Below are 17,830 nucleotides of genomic sequence, written 5' to 3' on the forward strand. Positions count from 1 at the left end.
TAATATGAGCACCAAATTATTCGCAGCTATGTATGGAATGGATCACTACCATGGAGTACAGGCTTTACATGTGGGGGATACCGTGTATCTCGTCAAAGATCCAGATAATCGTTTGGATTATCAAGCAATTAAGGTTGTTATTCCCCCGATTGGAGCCGTAGGTTATATCGTTAATGATCCGCTGGTCGTACCTCATGGATGTTGGGCCGGGACGGCATTCTACGATGTATTTCATCAACTAACGTGTGCCAAAGTACGATTCATGATGAGAGATATGGTGATTATGGAGTTAATCGAGATGAGTCACATTCCTGTTCCACAGATGGATTCTTTGATTAAGGGATGGCAATTTCGTGAAAAAGCTTGATCATCCTAACAAAAGAAGGCTCATTTACGGATGAGCCTGGTATAGGTCGCTTCCAGATGCATGGCTGTTCTTGCCCAACTGAAATATGCCCTTGCACTGTCTCGGCCAGCCTTTCCTAACTTCTCGGCAAAAGTGTGATTGCTTGCAAGTTTGTACAGGTAAGAGGCGAAACGTTGGGGACGCTTATAAGCGGTGACAAGGTATCCATTGATACCTGATTCAATAATCTCGCGAATACCTCCATTATCCGAAGCAATAACGGGTAATCCTGAAGCCATCGCCTCAACATTAACCAGGCCAAAAGCTTCATGTTCTTGAGACGGACAGACCAGACAATCCACTGCCCGATACAACTGATCAATATGCTCATGGTTTATCTGACCACGGAAGGAAACATGGACTTTTTGTTTTTGGGCAAGTTCGCGAAGTTTACGCATGTAATACGGAGGTCCTTTGCCTGCAACAACCAGTTGAACAGGTACCTGTTGCTGAAGGAGGGCAGTCGCGCGAATTAATACGTCTACACCTTTTCCAGGGATCAGCCTGCCGACATACAGAATAGAGAATGGTTTAGTTACTCCAAATTGTGTACGCAGATGAATCTGTTCTTCGCTGGATTCAACAGGTCTGAAGCGGCTTAGATCTGCACCCAATGGAACAACACTCATTCGGTGTTTTACCAACGGAAATCTGCGGCCTAACCTTTGTCGCAGGGAATGACTGTTGACGGCAATCCAATCAGCTTTTTTCATTAATGTGAGTTTGGAAGGTCCGGGCTGAGCAAATGTTAACGAGTGAAGATAGAGTACAACGGGAGTGCGTGGAAAAGCTCGTTTGATGGTAGCCATACTTCGTGGTCTGTTATCCACTTGAATTACATCATAGGGTTGTTGGGATAACAAACGTATGACTGCTTTGGTGTACATGACAGGACTCGACGCAGGGACACGTTGAATGGTGATCCCATCGATCTGTTCTGTGGCGGCGAGACCTTGCATTTGACGACTTATAATGGTTACCTGATGGCGATGGGCTAGTTCACGAGCGATGCCCAGGATACAGATTTCCACGGAACCATTACCGGGTAAAGGCAATTTCTCGGGTGCAACCATAGCTATTTTCATGATCCGGCTCCTCCTTGTCCGACATCTGTAACAATCTTCGTCATATATCTTATGAGAAGTTAAAGCATTTGGCTCCTGCGAAATGGTAGGTGAACCACCCATATAAGCGTCAGGAATATTCTGCTGCATGGAATGAAGCGAGATATTCAGCTTTTGTGATATACTTTACGGGAACAATTGAATTCGTTACATGTATAAAAGCAGGAGGAAAATAATGTTACATTCTACGCTGGGGCGCTTCCGGCTGATGTTGTGGTTGCAGGGCATTTCGTATGTGTTGTTACTGTTTGTTGCTTTTCCGTTGAGAGATGCCGGGGTTATGCCGCAGGCTGTCACATGGTTTGGAAATCTGTACGGTTTTTTGTTTTTAATGTATTTGTTATTTATGGTGACGATGTACACCTCACAGAAATGGCGTCTGCGCCGTCCAATTGCTCTGTTCTTTGTATCTTTCATTCCACTGGGGAATATGATCTACGATGTTGTCGTATTCCGTAAGTTGTATCGTCAGCTAAATAAAGCTTGACTTTATTTAACGTTATGAAATATGATGAGTACAGGTTAAACAACCCGTTCCAACTAAAACTACATATTCCTGTTAAAGGGGAGTAGCTTTTACAGTAAAGTCGTCAGTTCGGGATTATATCCCCGGCTTTATTGGCAGCAATTTTGTTGTTAGCGAGACCTTTACCAAGTTTTCATGCTCGGTAAAGGTCTCTTTTTGTGGATATAAAAGGACCTTACCAGTGATGGTAAAGGTCCTTTTTTTTGTACATCATAAGAATATTAAGGAGGAGTCAATTTTGGATGTTTCATTATTATTAGAATATGGGTGGGTGCTTGCTGTCTTAGTGGTCCTTGAAGGATTACTCGCAGCAGATAATGCATTGGTACTCGCAATCATGGTTAAACACTTGCCTGAAGATAAGCGCAAAAAAGCGTTGTTCTATGGTCTGATGGGTGCATTTGTTTTCCGTTTAGGTTCGTTGTTCCTGATTTCTTTCCTCGTCGATGTATGGCAAGTACAAGCGATCGGTGCCCTGTATCTCCTGTATATTTCGATTAACCATATCGTTAAAAAGATACTGGGTAGTCGCAATAAGACAGATGAAGCAGCTGATTCAACGCCGAAGAAACCGAAAAAACAATCCGGTTTCTGGATGACCGTTTTCAAGGTCGAAGTAGCGGATATCGCATTTGCAGTTGATTCCATTCTGGCAGCTGTTGCTTTGGCTGTGGCGTTGCCACCAAGTGGATTGCCTCCAATTGGCGGACTCGACGGTGGACAATTTATCGTTATCTTCCTCGGTGGATTCATCGGGCTTGTGATCATGCGTTTTGCAGCCTCATACTTTGTGAAATTGCTTCATTCCCGTCCAGGACTTGAAGTTGCGGCCTTTGTAATCGTAGGTTGGGTAGGGGTTAAGCTGGCCGTTATTACACTCGCACATCCTTCATTGGGTGTTCTGGATGAGCATTTCCCGGAAAATAAAATTTGGAAATTCGGATTCTATATTGTACTGATCACCATTGCGGTATGTGGTTGGTTCCTGTCTTCCAAAGTTCCTGAAAAAGAAGACGAAAATCCGGTTGAAGAGTTGGAAAAACAAGCAGGACTGTAATAATCATGTTATGCTAACAACATCATTATTATTTGGAAAACAGGAGATTGTCCTAGGACAATCTCCTGTTTTTGTTTACATATGCAATCTACACCATGGACAATTTCCAAGAAAAGGGTTGACACATGAATTCTAGTCCCCTTAATATAAGACTAACATTAACGAAGGGAGGCCGAGAGACATGATGCTTGGTTATGATTTGATTCAAACAGGGCGTAACGTAGACACAATAGCATATCCGGCTCATCGTTTCATTGGCCTCATACGGTCGACATAGGGGATAGGCATATCGTTTAGCAGGTTTTATAATCGATATGCGTTCTTCGCTTATATTATAGCGATGGATGACAGATACACAGCATGTTTATGCTGTTCTGTTCTCCGTTATTGTCATTCAGTAGAAGTCATGGGCGACTAGCCTATGGCTTTTTTTAATATTTATTTTACAGATGAATCAGCAAACCGAATTTGCTGAACGTACAGGAAGGAATAATACACTTTTATGAATACAGAATTTAATTTATTTACCAATCCAAACGAATTAACAGGTGGCTACCGGCATGAAGTAAAATTGCCTGCAGGTGATCTAACCGTATATGCGGCGCAACAACTCTTCTCCTCGCTTGATTACAAGGTATTCGAGATGGCGAACAATAATCTGCAGATTCCGGGAATCTCTTATATGAGTTACACGCCAGACGTACACGTCGGTGTAGGTACGTGCATTGGAACGACAGCCGTGTGGGATGCGCAGAGCGGATACGTTTCTCCCTCCATCGTGGGCAGTGACATCGGCTGTGGCATGCGAGTGCATATGACAAACTTGCACAAGGACGAATTGAAAGACATCAAGCTTCGCCGCAAACTCGTCAAGGCCATTGAGAAAGTATTGCCGATGGAGGCGAACCAGCGAGGTCATTACTCGGATATCAGACTGGAGCATATTGTTCGTAAAGGCCTGCATGGTTTACCCAAAAAGTATATTCCGGACAGCTATACACCGAAAAAATCAACCGCGATGACACATGTGGAAAGCAGCAAGTTCAGTTACGATGAGGATGTGTTAAACCACGTTCCTGATATGACATGGCATCGTTCGCATCGTCAGCTCGGAACACTGGGTGGGGGGAATCATTTTGCCGAGATCCAGGCGATTGAGATCGCTGAAGAGAATCGTGAAATCGCTGAAGCTTGGGGATTGTATGATGGACAGGTCGTGGTCATGATTCATTCCGGCTCTCGTGCATGGGGTGGGTATGTAAGTCAGACGAGTTCGTCAGCAATTGCCAAAGTCATGCAGAGGCTTAACCTTGGTACATCCGATCCCAGACTGGTATTTGCTCCACTTGAGCATGCGGAAGGTCGTCATTATGTGAACATGATGTATTCTGCATTGAATTACGCTGTTGTCAATCGTCACCTGATTGCGTATGCTATTCGCGAAGCATTCCGGGATGTGTTTGGCTCCAAATGTGAATTTCGTACGTTATACGATCTGATGCACAACTATGCCTGGGAAGAATCTCACGCTGATCAAGGTTCCGTTTTTGTACATCGCAAAGGGGCGACACGTGCGTTACCGGCAGGTCACCCGGACAATCCCAAGCCCTATCTGGCAACAGGGCATCCGGCGCTTATTCCCGGTTCCATGGGAACTGCTTCATATATCATGGTAGGTCAGCCGCAGGGTGCTGATAATTATTATTCAATATGTCACGGTGCGGGTCGAATCCGTTCACGGACGGCAACAAAACGATTGATTAGCGTGGAGGATTTTGCTACGGCACTGGGTGTGGGTACAGAAGATGAGATCGTGGTAAATCAACGCTCACTTGAATCCATTATTGATGAATCACCTCAGGCTTATAAAAATGTAGATGAAATTATAGACAGTGTTACCGGCGCAGGCCTGGCTCAAGTTGTAGCCAAATGTAAACCGCTTGTAGCGGTAAAGGGAGCGAAATAATGACAATAAACGAAAAACAAACAGATCCAACCCAGGCGATCTATACCTATGACGAACAACATGATACCCGAATTCGAGTGGAGGGGTACGCCATCTATTCAAGGCTGATTCGTGGAATCAGTGAGGCGCTCCTTCAGCGCTATGGAGTTGAGTACAAGCTGTATGCCAGTTCTGACCCGAACAATGAATACTGGGAGTTACTCCGGGAAGATCTGCAAAATGGCAGTGACGAAGTGGAGTTGGTAGCCCGCATATTCGAGGATTTGGAACTTCAGACGTTGCATTACGACGATGATGGAGATGTACCCACTTATGGTGTGCATTACTCCATTCGCAATAACGTATTTGCTTATCCGAAATGGGGCGTAGCACTTGTGCGGGTTCCGTTTTTCCGAGAGAACGGGATCTACAGTGAAGACTTTGTTTTTGCCATCGGTGATGAGGAGATGAAGCAATTTCTGGGAAGTGTCCGGGAACGAGAACGTCAGCAAAATATGAAAAAAGTGACGGTCTACACCGATGCCCGGAATGGCAGCGATCGTCATGTCGAATCCATCACTCGCTCCGTGGGACGAGAGGATGTTGTTCTCTCGGCGCACATCAAGCAGGATATTTTCCGCTCGCTGGATCAGTTCTTCGAAGCAGATCGTTCCTTTTACAGAGATTATGATATCCCGTACAAAAGAGGCATTTTATTGTATGGGCATCCGGGGAATGGTAAGACCACGTTGGTAAAATCCATTGCGGGAAGTATCCCGGGCCCGGCTGCGTATTGGCAGATTACGGAGTATACCAACAGTGAATCGGTGCGTGAAGTGTTCGAGGCTGCCAAGCGGTTGGCACCGATGGTATTGATCATTGAGGACATCGATTCGATGCCGAATGAAGTCCGTTCCTTTTTCCTGAATACACTGGATGGAGCTACGTCAAAAGAAGGCATTTTCCTGATCGGGACAACGAATTATCCGGAGAAAATAGATCCTGGCCTCATGAACCGTGCTGGGCGGTTTGACCGAGCTTACGAAATTCCGCTGCCAGATGAAGCGCTGCGCCTGCAATACTTGCGCCAACGAGGCTTCACCGTATTTGCGGGTGAAGAAGGCACAGTAGAAGCAGCTCGTCTGACCGACACGTTTTCTCTTGCACAGCTAGGTGAGTTGTATGTGAGCGCTGCGCTGGAATGGCATCAGAATGGACAGACAGACATTGTGAAAGTCATTCAGTCGATGCGTGGCGAGCTGGACAAGAGCCATAAACATACTTGGCTGGCGCAGCCAGGTAAGGGCCGTGCAGGCTTTTATTGATCAGACCTAACCCATCAACCTATAATATGACGCAATTTTATAAATAATCCTACCTCAATTGGTGATACTAACCTTGTCTGCTCTAACATACAATGACTTTCGGGAGGTACATAACGCAGCCCTGAGCTGGTGAGATGCCGGAAAGTAACGCGATCTGTTCCATACCTGACTAAGGCTTGTTTTGCAGAGGAAGATGCATGGGGACAAAAGGTAATATGCAAAAATTTTTATGCCAATTGTTTAAATGCTTCTGTAGCGGTTAATAGTAGACAGACAACAACAAAAACTTTAATTAGAGGTGAATGATATGGGTTGGTTATGGTCATTAATTATCGGTGGTATCATTGGATGGTTGGCAGGTTTGATCGTTGGTCGTGACATTCCAGGTGGTGTTATCGGTAACATCATTGCTGGTTTCATCGGTGGATGGTTAGGTGGAGTAATCTTGGGCGATATGGGTCCTGAGATGGGCGGATTCTACATTGTACCTGCATTGATTGGTGCGATCGTTCTTGTAGCCATCGTGAGCTTGATCTTCCGTTCGATGGGACGTAGTCGCGGGTAACTTAATCAAGATAATTTCTTGAATTAGTTGTCAGCTAAATGCATTACCAATGAAGAGGTTGATTGAGAGCCATAACCATGGCTTTCAATCAACCTCTTGTTGTTTTAAAATATAAGAATGTATGCGTAACTTAGCATCAGTATTCTATAGATAGTTTCGATAAGAGGGGATGAAGGGAATGGAAAAAGCTACATTCGCCGGCGGATGTTTCTGGTGTATGGTTACACCGTTTGAAGAACAACCGGGCATTCATGGCATTATATCGGGTTATGCCGGCGGTCACGTCGAGAATCCAACATATGAGCAGGTCAAAACCGGGGAGACCGGTCATGTCGAAGTGGTTGAAATTACATTTGATCCAGATGTATTCCCTTATGAACGACTGCTGGAGCTATACTGGCCGCAGATTGATCCGACGGATGACGGAGGTCAGTTCCAGGATCGGGGGGCACAGTATCGTACGGCGATCTTTGTGCATAATGAACGTCAACGTGAGCTTGCTGAACAGTCCAAACAGGAACTTGCTGCCAGCGGACGATTCAATCAACCCATTGTTACGGAAATTCGGGATGCAGCTGTATTCTATCCGGCTGAAGACTATCATCAGGATTACCACAAGAAAAACGAGAAACATTATAAGGAAGACCGTGCGTTATCCGGACGGGACGAATTTATAGACGAGAATTGGAAATAGGATGATATTCTATTTTGCCAATGTAATAAGCCGGGAAAGCTCCTTATGGAACTCTCCCGGCTTATTATTAGATCGAGTATTTATTTTGCAGAATTGGACTTCAGTACATATTTGGACAATGTCTCATCGTTCATGGAATAGATGACATCATCCACATAAGTTGAAACACCTTCTAATGAAGGAACCGAGGCACTGGTCGTGTAGATATGCACGTCTTCCAGCGTCTGTGGATCAAGAATGTATCCTGTTTTGGCAAAATCAAGCTGATACTGACCATCCTGTGTCTGGTCAACACGCATAAGTGCAGGCTGTGCGTCCTTGAATGTACGCTCAGTCACTTTGCCTTTCATCGTGTACAGTTCCAGCTTCTGCCCTGTAAAGACTGTATAACCGTTGCCAGCCGTCTGAATGTAGGCATCACCAGCAATGGCACGTCCCCAAGCAAGCTTGCCATCGATGCCAAAGCCCATCAGTCTGTTACCGGTGTTCTCAAAATTGGCGCGCATAATGATGGAACCATCGTCGAGAATGGCCAGCGATTCACCGCCGCCATCTCCTAATGTATTTGCATTGGCAGGGAATTGATAGAAGGACAGACGATTCAACGTACGATCATAGATCTCTACTTTGGGATTCGCAGCTTGCTGCCAGAAGTTTCCTACCTTGGTTTGTTTACTGGCATCCACTACAATTCGACCATGATCAGCCTTAAGCACGTTACCGTTGATGGTCTTTTCGGAAATCAGCTTGCCCTTTTTGTCATATAAAGAGATGGCGGAGCGAACCGAACCATTCGATTGCACGCCCTGACTTGAAGCAACCATCAGCGTATCGTTATCCAATAGAGATATGCTTGCAGGTGAATTCACCGTTTTGACCCAGTTGGTTTTACCGGATGTATTGAATGAGTACAATTTTTTGGTTTTGTCTGAATATTCCATATATACATAAGCTGTACCGTTGCTGGCATATACCGAATCAGAGTAGGTGGTATAAGGACCACTTTTCTCATGGAATATCGTATTCCACTTCAATTGTCCAGTCGTAACATCGAATGCTTGGAGAGAGTCCAATTGCCAGTCGAGTGTTGTTTTGCTGCTTGTTTTGGTCACGGGCTGGGAGGCATGTACATATACAAGATTTTTGGATGGCACGGCATGGATTCCCTTGATCAGGACATCTTTCTCTGTATTAGCCTCAGATAACATCAGGGAAGATGACGTCCACGCTGGTTTGGGCATGGATTCAGTTGAAGCAGCGGCGTAACCTGTTGTATTCATGGTGAAGAGGAGCATGCCGCTGAGAATGAGGGCAGCCCATGTTTTGGACTTTCGTTTGTTGGATGTATGCAAGTAATAAACCACCTTTCTTCGATTCAAATAGAACCGATTGTTGAATTCTACCATTTAAACCAAGGGGAATTCAACCCGAGTGTTTGTAACCTTTTATCTATGGAAGAAATGAATAGAACGAAGAAGTCCTTTGAGAAGAATGGGCCGTAACAAATGTTATTCAGCGCCTCCAATGAAAAACGATTACTTATATGAATAGAGAATAAGGCATAGAATGAGATGCAGTCAAAGTCATACGAAATTTTGCCTAAGGTCGCATGCTAGATTTTATATTATTTGATAATGAGATATACAATGTTAGATATTACTGAATACTTCGCTTCGTAATTGAGGAGTAATCCCAAAAGTTCCGTGTTCGTTTATGAAGTCGGAGATCAGATTATCGGGACCTTATTGGTAAATCAAGCGCATATGAATTGGTGTATAATCTCTGGCTTCTTGTCTCTATTTCCTGAGTATACAGTTAAGAACCAGAAGGAGAAATTGGTTTGCTTAATTATATAATTTGGATTATTTGGAGTGAAATATATGAATTCACTATATTTTTGTATATAATATGGTATATAATGTATCTTTGCTATATATATTAAATATAAGTATCAGGGATTACATTTAAATCACTTTTCGATGACCATTAATAAAGTAGGTAATTATCAGCAATATGTATGCTTTAATGATGATTCAAAATTGATCGCGAAAAGGAGAAGATGTAAAATGTCATATGCCCCCAAAAAACTTCATACTAATCGGACAAAACGCTGGATAATCACGATTGGAATATTTATCCTTGTTCAATTGATCTTTATTGCTATTGATGGTACTTTCTTGGAGCCCCGCTTAAACGATAGTGGCTTATTTGCCGAGATAAAAAGAGAGGTTTTGGAATCAAGGTTACTTACAGAATGGGTTGCCCCTTATTCCTTTCCGTTGTTTAATTTATTTCTGATCATTTTTGTTGTTGCAATGCTGATTCAAGCAGTAGGAGACATGATATCAACAATGTTTGTAAAAAAATAAGGCAGAGGATTGGCAGTACTGATGTGCTCATTGAAAAAGATGCTAAGCTGGTTCCGGTACGATTGGAGTCAGCTTGTTTTATTTTATTTGGATACGCTCGTGATTATAATATGGTTAAAAGTCTGATTACGCATTTCCATTTCTACTAAGACCTCCTAATCAAAGATCTCCCTTCGCTTTTTCACACCTCATTCTCCAATTCAATTCGCTTCACATACCAATTGTATTGGTTTCTAGATGGGGTGTCGCTCCCTCTGCGATCATAAACCCTAATTACTTCGGATAAATTAGGAAATATATTCCAAAGTCAATTCAAATGGATAAAGGGATGTCTGCTCTTTGTGGCCTTATTTTGATTATATTGGCAATTATGGTAGAAAAAAAATTGAATTTGTGATACAATAATGGAAAATATATGAATAATATAGCTTCGCATCACTTACATTTAAATATACATATAAGGGAATATAGTTATTTTTGGAGGTTTATAGTAGAAGAATTATACTGAATTATCTTATAAAGAAAGGATATAAAAGGGAGGAGATTTGAGTTGAAAGATATACATATAAGTTCCAATGAAATAAATGGACTACAGCTTCACCTATATAACACAGATAAATTTAAGACGATGAGTATAATGTTGACGATGAAAGCATCTCTTCAAGAGGGATTAACTACTGCAAGAGCATTAATTCCCCATATTTTGAATGGGGGGTCAATAAAATACCCGAATCGTAAGCTAATACAACAAAAACTTGATGGGATGTATGGAGCAACTCTTTTTTTGGATGTACAAAAAAAAGGAGAAGATCATATTGTTTTTTTTAGAATGGAGATTCCTGCGGATAAATTTCTTGATGATTCTGCTTCTTTACTGAAATCATCCCTGGATTTGTTGCATGAAATTGTTTATAGCCCATTACTTGAAGATGGAGTATTTCATTCTTTAATTGTAGAACAAGAAAAACGCTCATTAAAGCAAAGAATTGCTTCAATGTATAATGAGAAAATGTTATACGCCCATGTTCGTTTGATAGAAGAGATGTTTAAAGGTGAACCTTACCAATTTCCAGCATTCGGGAGAGAAGAAGATATCGATTCTCTCAATGCTGTATCCCTTTACCAAGTATATGAGGATCTACTTCAAAATGACCGCTTTGATTTATTCATTGTTGGTTCCTTTAACGAGAATGAGACCAAATTAATGGTCCAGGACGTTTTTTCTGAAAAACATAACATCAAACCTATAAAGTGGAATTCAACAGATAAAATAAATGTAAATAGTGTGAATTTTATTCAAGACAAAATGGATGTAAAGCAAGGAACGCTTCTTTTAGGTTATAGGATTTTTTCGACAATACAAGATGAGGAATATGAAGCCACAAGAGTAGCGAATGCAATCTTTGGTAGATTTCCATCTTCCAAGTTATTTATAAATATACGCGAAAAGGAAAGTCTAGCTTATTATGCCCATTCACAAATAGAAAGCAATAAAGGGTTATTACTAGTAATGGCAGGAATTGATTTTGATCATTATTACCGTGCGCTTGAAATTATAAGAGAACAAGAGTATGCAATGAAAAAAGGCGACTTTACTGAGGCCGAAGTTGAACAAGGCAAAGCGATGTTGATTAACCAGTTACTAGAAGCACATGATTCTCCTCTAGGAATTATGGACATAGTTATTCAATCTGTGGAGAGTGGATTGTCTAATGAAATAAATGATCAGATTACACGAATTAGTATGGTATCAAAAAGCGATGTGATTTATGCTGCGAATAAGTGGGAACTAGATACTGTCTACTTTTTAAATAGAGAGGAGTAAATCATTTGAGGCCCATAATTTACGAGAAATTAGAAGAAACCATATATCATGAAAAGCTCGTCAATGGTCTTGAAGTTTACATACTTCCTAAGAAAGGATTTCATAAAACAGTTGCGACATTCACAACAAAATACGGTTCAGTAGATAACAAACCTTTAGGAAAAGATGGTTCCACTCCATTTCCAGATGGGCTAGCTCATTTCTTAGAACATAAGATGTTTGATTGTGAGAAGTTCGATGTTTTTCATACATTTGCAAAGCAAGGAGCCTTTGTTAATGCATTTACAAGTTTTACTCGCACGGCCTATACATTATCAGCCACATCTAATATCAATGAGAATCTTATAACTCTGCTGGACTTTGTTCAAGAGCCATATTTTACAGATGAAACGGTAGAAAAGGAAAAAGGGATCATTGAACAGGAAATAAAAATGTATAACGATAATCCTGACTGGTGTGCGCGATTTGGTATTTTAGAAAATTTATATAAAAGTCATCCAGTGAAAATGGATTTGACAGGAACAATATCTTCTATTAATCAAATTACGAAAGAAGATTTATACTCTTGCCATAATACCTTCTATCACCCTAGTAATATGTTATTTTTTGTTATTGGACCTGTGGCTCCTGAAGAAGTAATAAGGCTTATTCGAAACAATCAAGAGCAAAAAAAATTTCCGGAACCTGAAGAGATTCAACGTATTTTCCCTGAAAAAGATGTCAAAGTAAATAGAAGCTCAAGTGTAATAAAAATGCCAGTCCAAATACCTAAAGTTTTTATTGGATACAAAGAATCTAGCCCGATGAGACAAGGTCAAGAACTGCTTAAATATGAGTTGTGTTTAAATGTTTTGCTTGAGTTGATGTTCGGAATCAGCTCTGAAGCCTACGGGAGAATGTACGATAATGGTTATTTGGATAAGTCGTTTACGTTTGATTATACAAATGAAAAGGGGTTTGGGTTTTCAATCATTGGTGGGAATAGCCAAGTTCCGGAGGAAGTAATAAAAATTATATGCGAAACCATTAATAGGTTTAAAAAGGAATCGATAAATAAAAAAGATGTAGAACGTGCAATTAAGAAAGAGATTGGTAGCTTCTTAAGTGCCATTAACTCGCTTCAATTTATCGCTAATCAATTTACGCGTTATCGTTTTAATGAGATGGATTTATTTGACGTATTGCCAACGCTTGAAAACTTAACCAGTTATGATCTTGAGGATGTGCTGCATTTACACTTTTCTGATGAGGCAAGAACAACACTTATAGTAGAAAGTAAATAAAAATTCAACAAGTTTAAACCTAGGGTGGCGATTTTGCCATAATCCCGTAATCCATTCAACCAAATAAGGAGTGAGAGGATGTCAAGTCTTTTAGAAATTAAAAATCTTGGGAAATCATATGACGACAAGGTTGTCTTAAAGAATGTTTCATTTAATGTCCCGTCGGGATCAATTGTTGGTTTCATTGGTGATAACGGTGCAGGCAAATCAACAACATTTAAAATAGTTCTGGGATTAGTTTCTAAAGATGCCGGTACAGTCAAAATATTCGGTGAAGAAAATATAAATAAACATCCCAAGATCAAGGAAAAGATTGGAGTCGTATTTGATGCTGCAAATCTACCAGCTCATCTTACAATAAAACAACTTAGTAAAGTTTTTGATAAACTATTTGAATCTTGGGATCAGGACAATTTTAATCGATTAATTCATTCTTTCTCTCTACCTATCGATAAAAAAGTGGATAAATTCTCACGTGGGATGTCGATGAAACTGTCAGTAGCTGTTGCGTTGTCGCATAATGCGAAACTATTAATACTAGATGAAGCGACGGGAGGACTTGACTCCTCATCAAGGGAGGAAATGTTATATGAATTAAAAAAATTCGCGAGTAAAGGAAATGGAGGGATATTACTTTCCTCTCATATCATGAGTGATATTGAGAAAATAGCTAGCCATCTTATCATTATAAAGGAGGGCGAAATTTTGCTAAATGAAGAGAAAGATCAGGTTTTTGAAAATTATGCGATTGTAGATATTGATGAGAAGACACTAAACTCACTTAACCAAGATATAGTGGTGGCTAAAAGAAACCGTGATTCATATTATAATGTACTTGTATCAGATAAACAAAAGTTACCCAATGAAATTGTGACTAAACCCATTTCCATGGAAGAAATCAGTTTATTACTGACAAGGAGTAATGAATAAATGAAAGGTTTATTATTGACAAGTTACTACTTAGTTTATCGAAGTTCTTTTTTGTACACGGGACTAGCCATTTTATTGTCAGGAATCATTCTGACTTTTGCAGATGCTTCAATGCACCGTTTAGTTGCCATGTTAAATATCTTGCTTATGGTGATGTCTGCACTTGACGTAATAAAGTTTGAGGGCAAGTCTGGTTATGATAAATATGTACTTACTTTACCCGTTAGTAGAAGTAATATTGTACAAAGTCACTACCTTTTCTATTTTTTGGCCGTAATTTATGGAGTTCTATTATCGTATGGCATCTTTTATATATATGATCTGATTTCAGACACACGAATTGATGGCACGTTCAACTCTATCTTTTTTGGAGTTTTCGTAGTTCTTCTTACCGCAGCGATAAATTTCCCGCTCTACTATATTTTTGGTCCGGAAAAATCTGATTCTATCACAATGGGAAGTGTAGGAGGGGCGATTCTAGTTACTATTGTTTCACAAGACATAGTTGGTTATCTGGCAAAACTATTAACACTGTCGAATTCGAATGATCTAGATCTATATGTTCCGATCATTTACTTAATATTTGGTGTTATCGTCTATATTGTATCTTTATGTTCCTCTGTTTTTATATACCAAAAGAAAGAATTTTAGTTCTAATTATAAAGTAGTTAAATATTTTGATGATCATATTGTTATGTAACCAAATGAAGAGCAAGAGGATGTTGAGGTTTGAAAAATTCATCTCGATGGTCTATGTGACCGCGAACAGGCTTTCCAGTAGTACCACGCTCGCGGCACATAATCATCGTAGCCTTGCATCAGGATGTGGGAATCAGAAGTTTCATCTTTTTAAAGAAGGCTGATTCAACTTTTTGATTCTTATAACAACTATAATATGCTATTAACGGATTCGATGTAAGTTCTTAAGTCCGTAAAATATGCTAATGGAGTCATAAGTTAACGCTAAATAGGAGGAGTTCTTATTGAAAAATGTAAAACGGTGAAAAAAGACGGATGTGTATGGACTGAATGACATTCCTGATATATATGCTGTTATTTCAGAAAGTAAATCGGTTGGAAAGTGTTTTATTATCAATGAATGAGAAATAGATGTTTAAATGAAGCTTCTGAAGGAGGAATTTTTATGGAAGGTAATATGCTGTATCATCAGTACTTGAAACCGAAGTCTGAATATTACGGAAAACTAAAATCAAGTGGAGACACTAATACGTATGAACTGAATGATATTCCTGATATATATGCTGTTGTTTCAGAAAGTGAATCGGTTTGGAAGCACTATCATGTTAAGGGTTCACGACTCCCAGATCAGGGATGGAAAATTCATGTTACAGCTTTATATGAAGAATCACAAAGCATACTAGAAAAGGTTTCTAGGTTATGCATAGATGAGAGAATTGAGTTCAAACACCTCAAGGATAGACAAAGTTTTATCAAAGCGAATTCGAAGAATGCTAATCGTGCTTCTTCCGGGAAATTTATAACAATCTACCCCGTGAATAACGAGGTTTTTGTTAAATTGTTAGAAATGATATCTCTAGCCACCCAGGAGTTTAAAAAAGGGGCATATATACTTAGTGATAAGAGATGGAAAAACAGTAATATATTTTACAGATATGGAGGATTTAAAAGTATATTTAATGAATACGGTGAACACTGTATTAAGGATGGAAAAGGTAATTTAATTAAAGATGAAAGAACTCCCTTTTACCAGGTTCCTGACTTTGTGAAGGATTTTGACGAGTATCTGAATACGTTAAATAATATTGATGATGTAGAAATTAAGGGGGAGAGCAATTTAGATCGGTATGAGATTGAAACCGCACTTAGCTATAGTAACGCGGGTGGGGTATACCGTGCCACTCGAAAGAAAGATAAATTGAGAGTGATCATCAAGGAAGCCAGACCCAATGCAGGCTTGGATGGGGCAGCTCATGATTCTTTATCGAGACAAATAAAGGAACATGATGCCTTAACAAAACTTAAAGATGTACCCGGCGTTGTTAGTTTAATTGAGTATTTTCAAGAATGGGAACATTACTTTTTGGTGGAGGAATTCATCGAAGGGGGAGACTTAAGGCAGTGGCTTGCTCAAAATTTCCCATTCTTTAGAGATGGTGAAAGTATGAGAAATCACGCTGTAAAGGTTAAAAAAATACTGTTACAGCTTTTTACTCTGATTGAGCAGATGCATACCAACGAAATAGCTATGGGTGATTTCCAACCAGCGAATATAATGGTGTCCGAAGACTTAACCGTAAGGTTAATCGATTTTGAAACAGCTATGCCTGTTAACTCTGAAGACAAACCTAGTATGATGACAATTGGATTTGCTTCGCAGGAAATGAAGGTTAGCGGTGCGAGGGACTGGTTTGGGATGAAGAAATTGATAAGGTATTTGGCACTTCCAGTCCTATCTTCAGAAGTTTTAGACGAGTATCTACACTCTAATCACCTTAGATGGATAAAAGAGATTTATGAAAATTCATTTTATAGATTTATTGTTGATTTACAAGATCGCTGCGACAAAAGAATAAGAGACTACCAGGAGTATTTCCCTAAAGGAATTAACCTTGCTGATAAAACAAGCGACTTCAACATATCTTATATTACAAACAAGTTAATAAAAGGAGTTGAAAGTAATTTAACAAATGATGAAAGGTTCATTAACGGAGATATTCGTCAGTTTGAGATGAGCGGGGGGAAATTTAACTTTTTAACTGGGGGAAGTGGTGCTGCGTTTACGCTAACTAAAAATAATACCGGTATTGTAGAAGTGAATAAGTGGATTGAAGACTTTTTATTGGATCACTTATCTCAAATTAAAGACAATGGGTTATTTACTGGAAAAACAGGGATATTGGCTTTGCTATATGATACAGGTTATGAGGAAGTTGTCTTCAATGAATTGAAAAATCTGAGAGGGAATATGAACGAAACCAATATTTCTTTACGCTCAGGTCTTTCAGGAATCGGTTTATTCGTCATTAATTTGTATTTAGAGACAGGAAACTATGAATATTTGCAGTTTGCAAAGGAAGTTGAAGAGTTAGTTGAAATGAATCGAGATAATGATGGGCGGTTAAGCACGAATGACTGGATGGCAGTAGATATAGGTGCGATTGATGGGTTATCAGGTGTATCTCTCTTTTATTCGGCATTGTTTGCAGCCACCAATGATAAACCGTATTTAGAAAAAGCAAAACAGTTGATAAAGGAAGATTTAGAACAGACAATATTTGATGAAGTGACCGGCTCATTACAAACATTGGATAATCGAAATCGTCAATTGCCATACCTCTCAGGAGGATCTATTGGAATTGGAATTTCAATATGGTTCCTAAACCATGTAAGTGGACAAGATTTTTATAAAGAAGAAATGAATGCGATCACAAAATTATCACGGATCTGTTCCACAATTAGTGGAGGCTTATTCGATGGCGCAGGCAGTTTTCTTTTGCTTCCTTCTCTGGTCAACAATGGTGAGAAACGTGAAGAAATCCTTAGAGAGGTATTGAATTTACTTAATATCTTTTTAATTGATAAAAAGGGATATTATGTGTACCCAGGTCAATTTTCTTATAGATTAGCCGATGATGTTTATTCAGGTAGTTCAGGAATAATACTAGCCTTAATGGGGATAGTCAAGGATAATCCGCTCTATTGGTTACCGCTGGTCAATTCAGATGAATTTCTAGCGAGAACAAAAGCTAAAGATCTATCAATTTCTAATAGCATTCCATATTAAGTAAAGGAGGTGAAG

At 39.9% G+C, this 17,830-nt stretch carries 15 protein-coding genes; 13 read left to right on the forward strand and 2 right to left on the reverse strand.

Annotation, left to right across the window (positions count from 1 at the left end; all coding sequences use genetic code 11):
* The first annotated feature begins 4 nt into the window (after nt 1-4).
* Nucleotides 5-367: an HIRAN domain-containing protein gene (locus MHB71_RS01215; protein ID WP_076252914.1), complete on the forward strand. Its 363-nt coding sequence runs from the start codon at nt 5-7 to the stop codon at nt 365-367.
* 20 nt (nt 368-387) lie between these two features.
* Here MHB71_RS01215 and MHB71_RS01220 read toward each other — a convergent pair whose 3' ends face one another.
* On the reverse strand, nt 388-1,491 hold the full coding sequence (locus MHB71_RS01220; RefSeq protein WP_340028584.1) for a glycosyltransferase family 4 protein: 1,104 nt from the start codon (nt 1,489-1,491) through the stop codon (nt 388-390).
* Nucleotides 1,492-1,705: 214 nt separating this feature from the next.
* Between MHB71_RS01220 and MHB71_RS01225 the strand changes: the two genes are divergently transcribed.
* The 6 genes from MHB71_RS01225 (at nt 1,706) to msrA (ending at nt 7,642) form a co-directional block, all read left to right on the forward strand.
* Nucleotides 1,706-2,017, forward strand: a complete 312-nt coding sequence (locus tag MHB71_RS01225) for a DUF3817 domain-containing protein (RefSeq protein ID WP_036617062.1) — start codon at nt 1,706-1,708, stop codon at nt 2,015-2,017.
* Between the two features lie 277 nt (nt 2,018-2,294).
* A complete protein-coding gene (locus MHB71_RS01230) occupies nt 2,295-3,113 on the forward strand; it encodes a TerC family protein (RefSeq protein WP_036617064.1) in 819 nt (272 codons plus the stop codon).
* Between the two features lie 502 nt (nt 3,114-3,615).
* A complete protein-coding gene (locus MHB71_RS01235) occupies nt 3,616-5,079 on the forward strand; it encodes an RtcB family protein (RefSeq protein WP_340028585.1) in 1,464 nt (487 codons plus the stop codon).
* Entirely contained in the window at nt 5,079-6,383 is a 1,305-nt protein-coding gene (locus tag MHB71_RS01240) for an AAA family ATPase (protein WP_340028586.1), read from the forward strand. Before MHB71_RS01235 ends, MHB71_RS01240 begins: the two co-directional genes overlap by 1 nt.
* A 307-nt stretch (nt 6,384-6,690) precedes the next feature.
* Nucleotides 6,691-6,948, forward strand: a complete 258-nt coding sequence (locus tag MHB71_RS01245) for a GlsB/YeaQ/YmgE family stress response membrane protein (RefSeq protein WP_017686880.1) — start codon at nt 6,691-6,693, stop codon at nt 6,946-6,948.
* Nucleotides 6,949-7,126: 178 nt separating this feature from the next.
* The gene (gene msrA / locus MHB71_RS01250; RefSeq protein ID WP_076319887.1) at nt 7,127-7,642 is read left to right on the forward strand and encodes a peptide-methionine (S)-S-oxide reductase MsrA; all 516 of its coding nucleotides are present in this window, start codon (nt 7,127-7,129) and stop codon (nt 7,640-7,642) included.
* 80 nt (nt 7,643-7,722) lie between these two features.
* Here the strand turns inward: msrA and MHB71_RS01255 are convergent, their stop codons facing one another.
* The gene (locus MHB71_RS01255) at nt 7,723-8,994 is read right to left on the reverse strand and encodes a hypothetical protein (RefSeq protein ID WP_340028587.1); all 1,272 of its coding nucleotides are present in this window, start codon (nt 8,992-8,994) and stop codon (nt 7,723-7,725) included.
* 714 nt (nt 8,995-9,708) lie between these two features.
* On the opposite strand from MHB71_RS01255, the gene MHB71_RS01260 reads away from it, so the two are divergent.
* The 6 genes from MHB71_RS01260 (at nt 9,709) to lanKC (ending at nt 17,815) form a co-directional block, all read left to right on the forward strand.
* Nucleotides 9,709-10,011, forward strand: a complete 303-nt coding sequence (locus tag MHB71_RS01260; protein ID WP_340028588.1) for a YfzA family protein — start codon at nt 9,709-9,711, stop codon at nt 10,009-10,011.
* 550 nt (nt 10,012-10,561) lie between these two features.
* Nucleotides 10,562-11,836 carry a pitrilysin family protein gene (locus MHB71_RS01265; RefSeq protein WP_340028589.1) on the forward strand — a complete coding sequence of 425 codons (1,275 nt, stop codon included), beginning with the start codon at nt 10,562-10,564 and terminating at the stop codon, nt 11,834-11,836.
* Nucleotides 11,837-11,841: 5 nt separating this feature from the next.
* Nucleotides 11,842-13,119, forward strand: coding sequence for a pitrilysin family protein (locus MHB71_RS01270; protein WP_340028590.1), 1,278 nt, complete (start codon nt 11,842-11,844; stop codon nt 13,117-13,119).
* A 78-nt stretch (nt 13,120-13,197) separates the two neighbouring features.
* Nucleotides 13,198-14,049 (forward strand): ABC transporter ATP-binding protein, encoded by an 852-nt coding sequence (locus tag MHB71_RS01275; RefSeq protein ID WP_340028591.1) that lies wholly within the window; start codon nt 13,198-13,200, stop codon nt 14,047-14,049.
* Nucleotides 14,050-14,700 (forward strand): ABC-2 transporter permease, encoded by a 651-nt coding sequence (locus MHB71_RS01280; RefSeq protein ID WP_340028592.1) that lies wholly within the window; start codon nt 14,050-14,052, stop codon nt 14,698-14,700.
* 493 nt (nt 14,701-15,193) lie between these two features.
* The gene (lanKC, locus tag MHB71_RS01285) at nt 15,194-17,815 is read left to right on the forward strand and encodes a class III lanthionine synthetase LanKC (RefSeq protein ID WP_340028593.1); all 2,622 of its coding nucleotides are present in this window, start codon (nt 15,194-15,196) and stop codon (nt 17,813-17,815) included.
* The last annotated feature ends 15 nt before the right edge of the window (nt 17,816-17,830 follow it).

It is taken from the genome of Paenibacillus sp. FSL H7-0940 (assembly GCF_037979415.1).
Lineage (GTDB): Bacteria > Bacillota > Bacilli > Paenibacillales > Paenibacillaceae > Paenibacillus > Paenibacillus amylolyticus.

Coding starts and splice junctions, on each gene's coding strand:
- MHB71_RS01220 (WP_340028584.1), bottom strand. CDS start 1,491: ATGAAAATAGCTATGGTTGCACCCGAGAAATTGCCTTTACCCGGTAAT.
- MHB71_RS01280 (WP_340028592.1), top strand. CDS start 14,050: ATGAAAGGTTTATTATTGACAAGTTACTACTTAGTTTATCGAAGTTCT.
- MHB71_RS01235 (WP_340028585.1), top strand. CDS start 3,616: ATGAATACAGAATTTAATTTATTTACCAATCCAAACGAATTAACAGGT.
- MHB71_RS01260 (WP_340028588.1), top strand. CDS start 9,709: ATGTCATATGCCCCCAAAAAACTTCATACTAATCGGACAAAACGCTGG.
- MHB71_RS01240 (WP_340028586.1), top strand. CDS start 5,079: ATGACAATAAACGAAAAACAAACAGATCCAACCCAGGCGATCTATACC.
- MHB71_RS01225 (WP_036617062.1), top strand. CDS start 1,706: ATGTTACATTCTACGCTGGGGCGCTTCCGGCTGATGTTGTGGTTGCAG.
- lanKC (WP_340028593.1), top strand. CDS start 15,194: ATGGAAGGTAATATGCTGTATCATCAGTACTTGAAACCGAAGTCTGAA.
- MHB71_RS01275 (WP_340028591.1), top strand. CDS start 13,198: ATGTCAAGTCTTTTAGAAATTAAAAATCTTGGGAAATCATATGACGAC.
- msrA (WP_076319887.1), top strand. CDS start 7,127: ATGGAAAAAGCTACATTCGCCGGCGGATGTTTCTGGTGTATGGTTACA.
- MHB71_RS01215 (WP_076252914.1), top strand. CDS start 5: ATGAGCACCAAATTATTCGCAGCTATGTATGGAATGGATCACTACCAT.
- MHB71_RS01245 (WP_017686880.1), top strand. CDS start 6,691: ATGGGTTGGTTATGGTCATTAATTATCGGTGGTATCATTGGATGGTTG.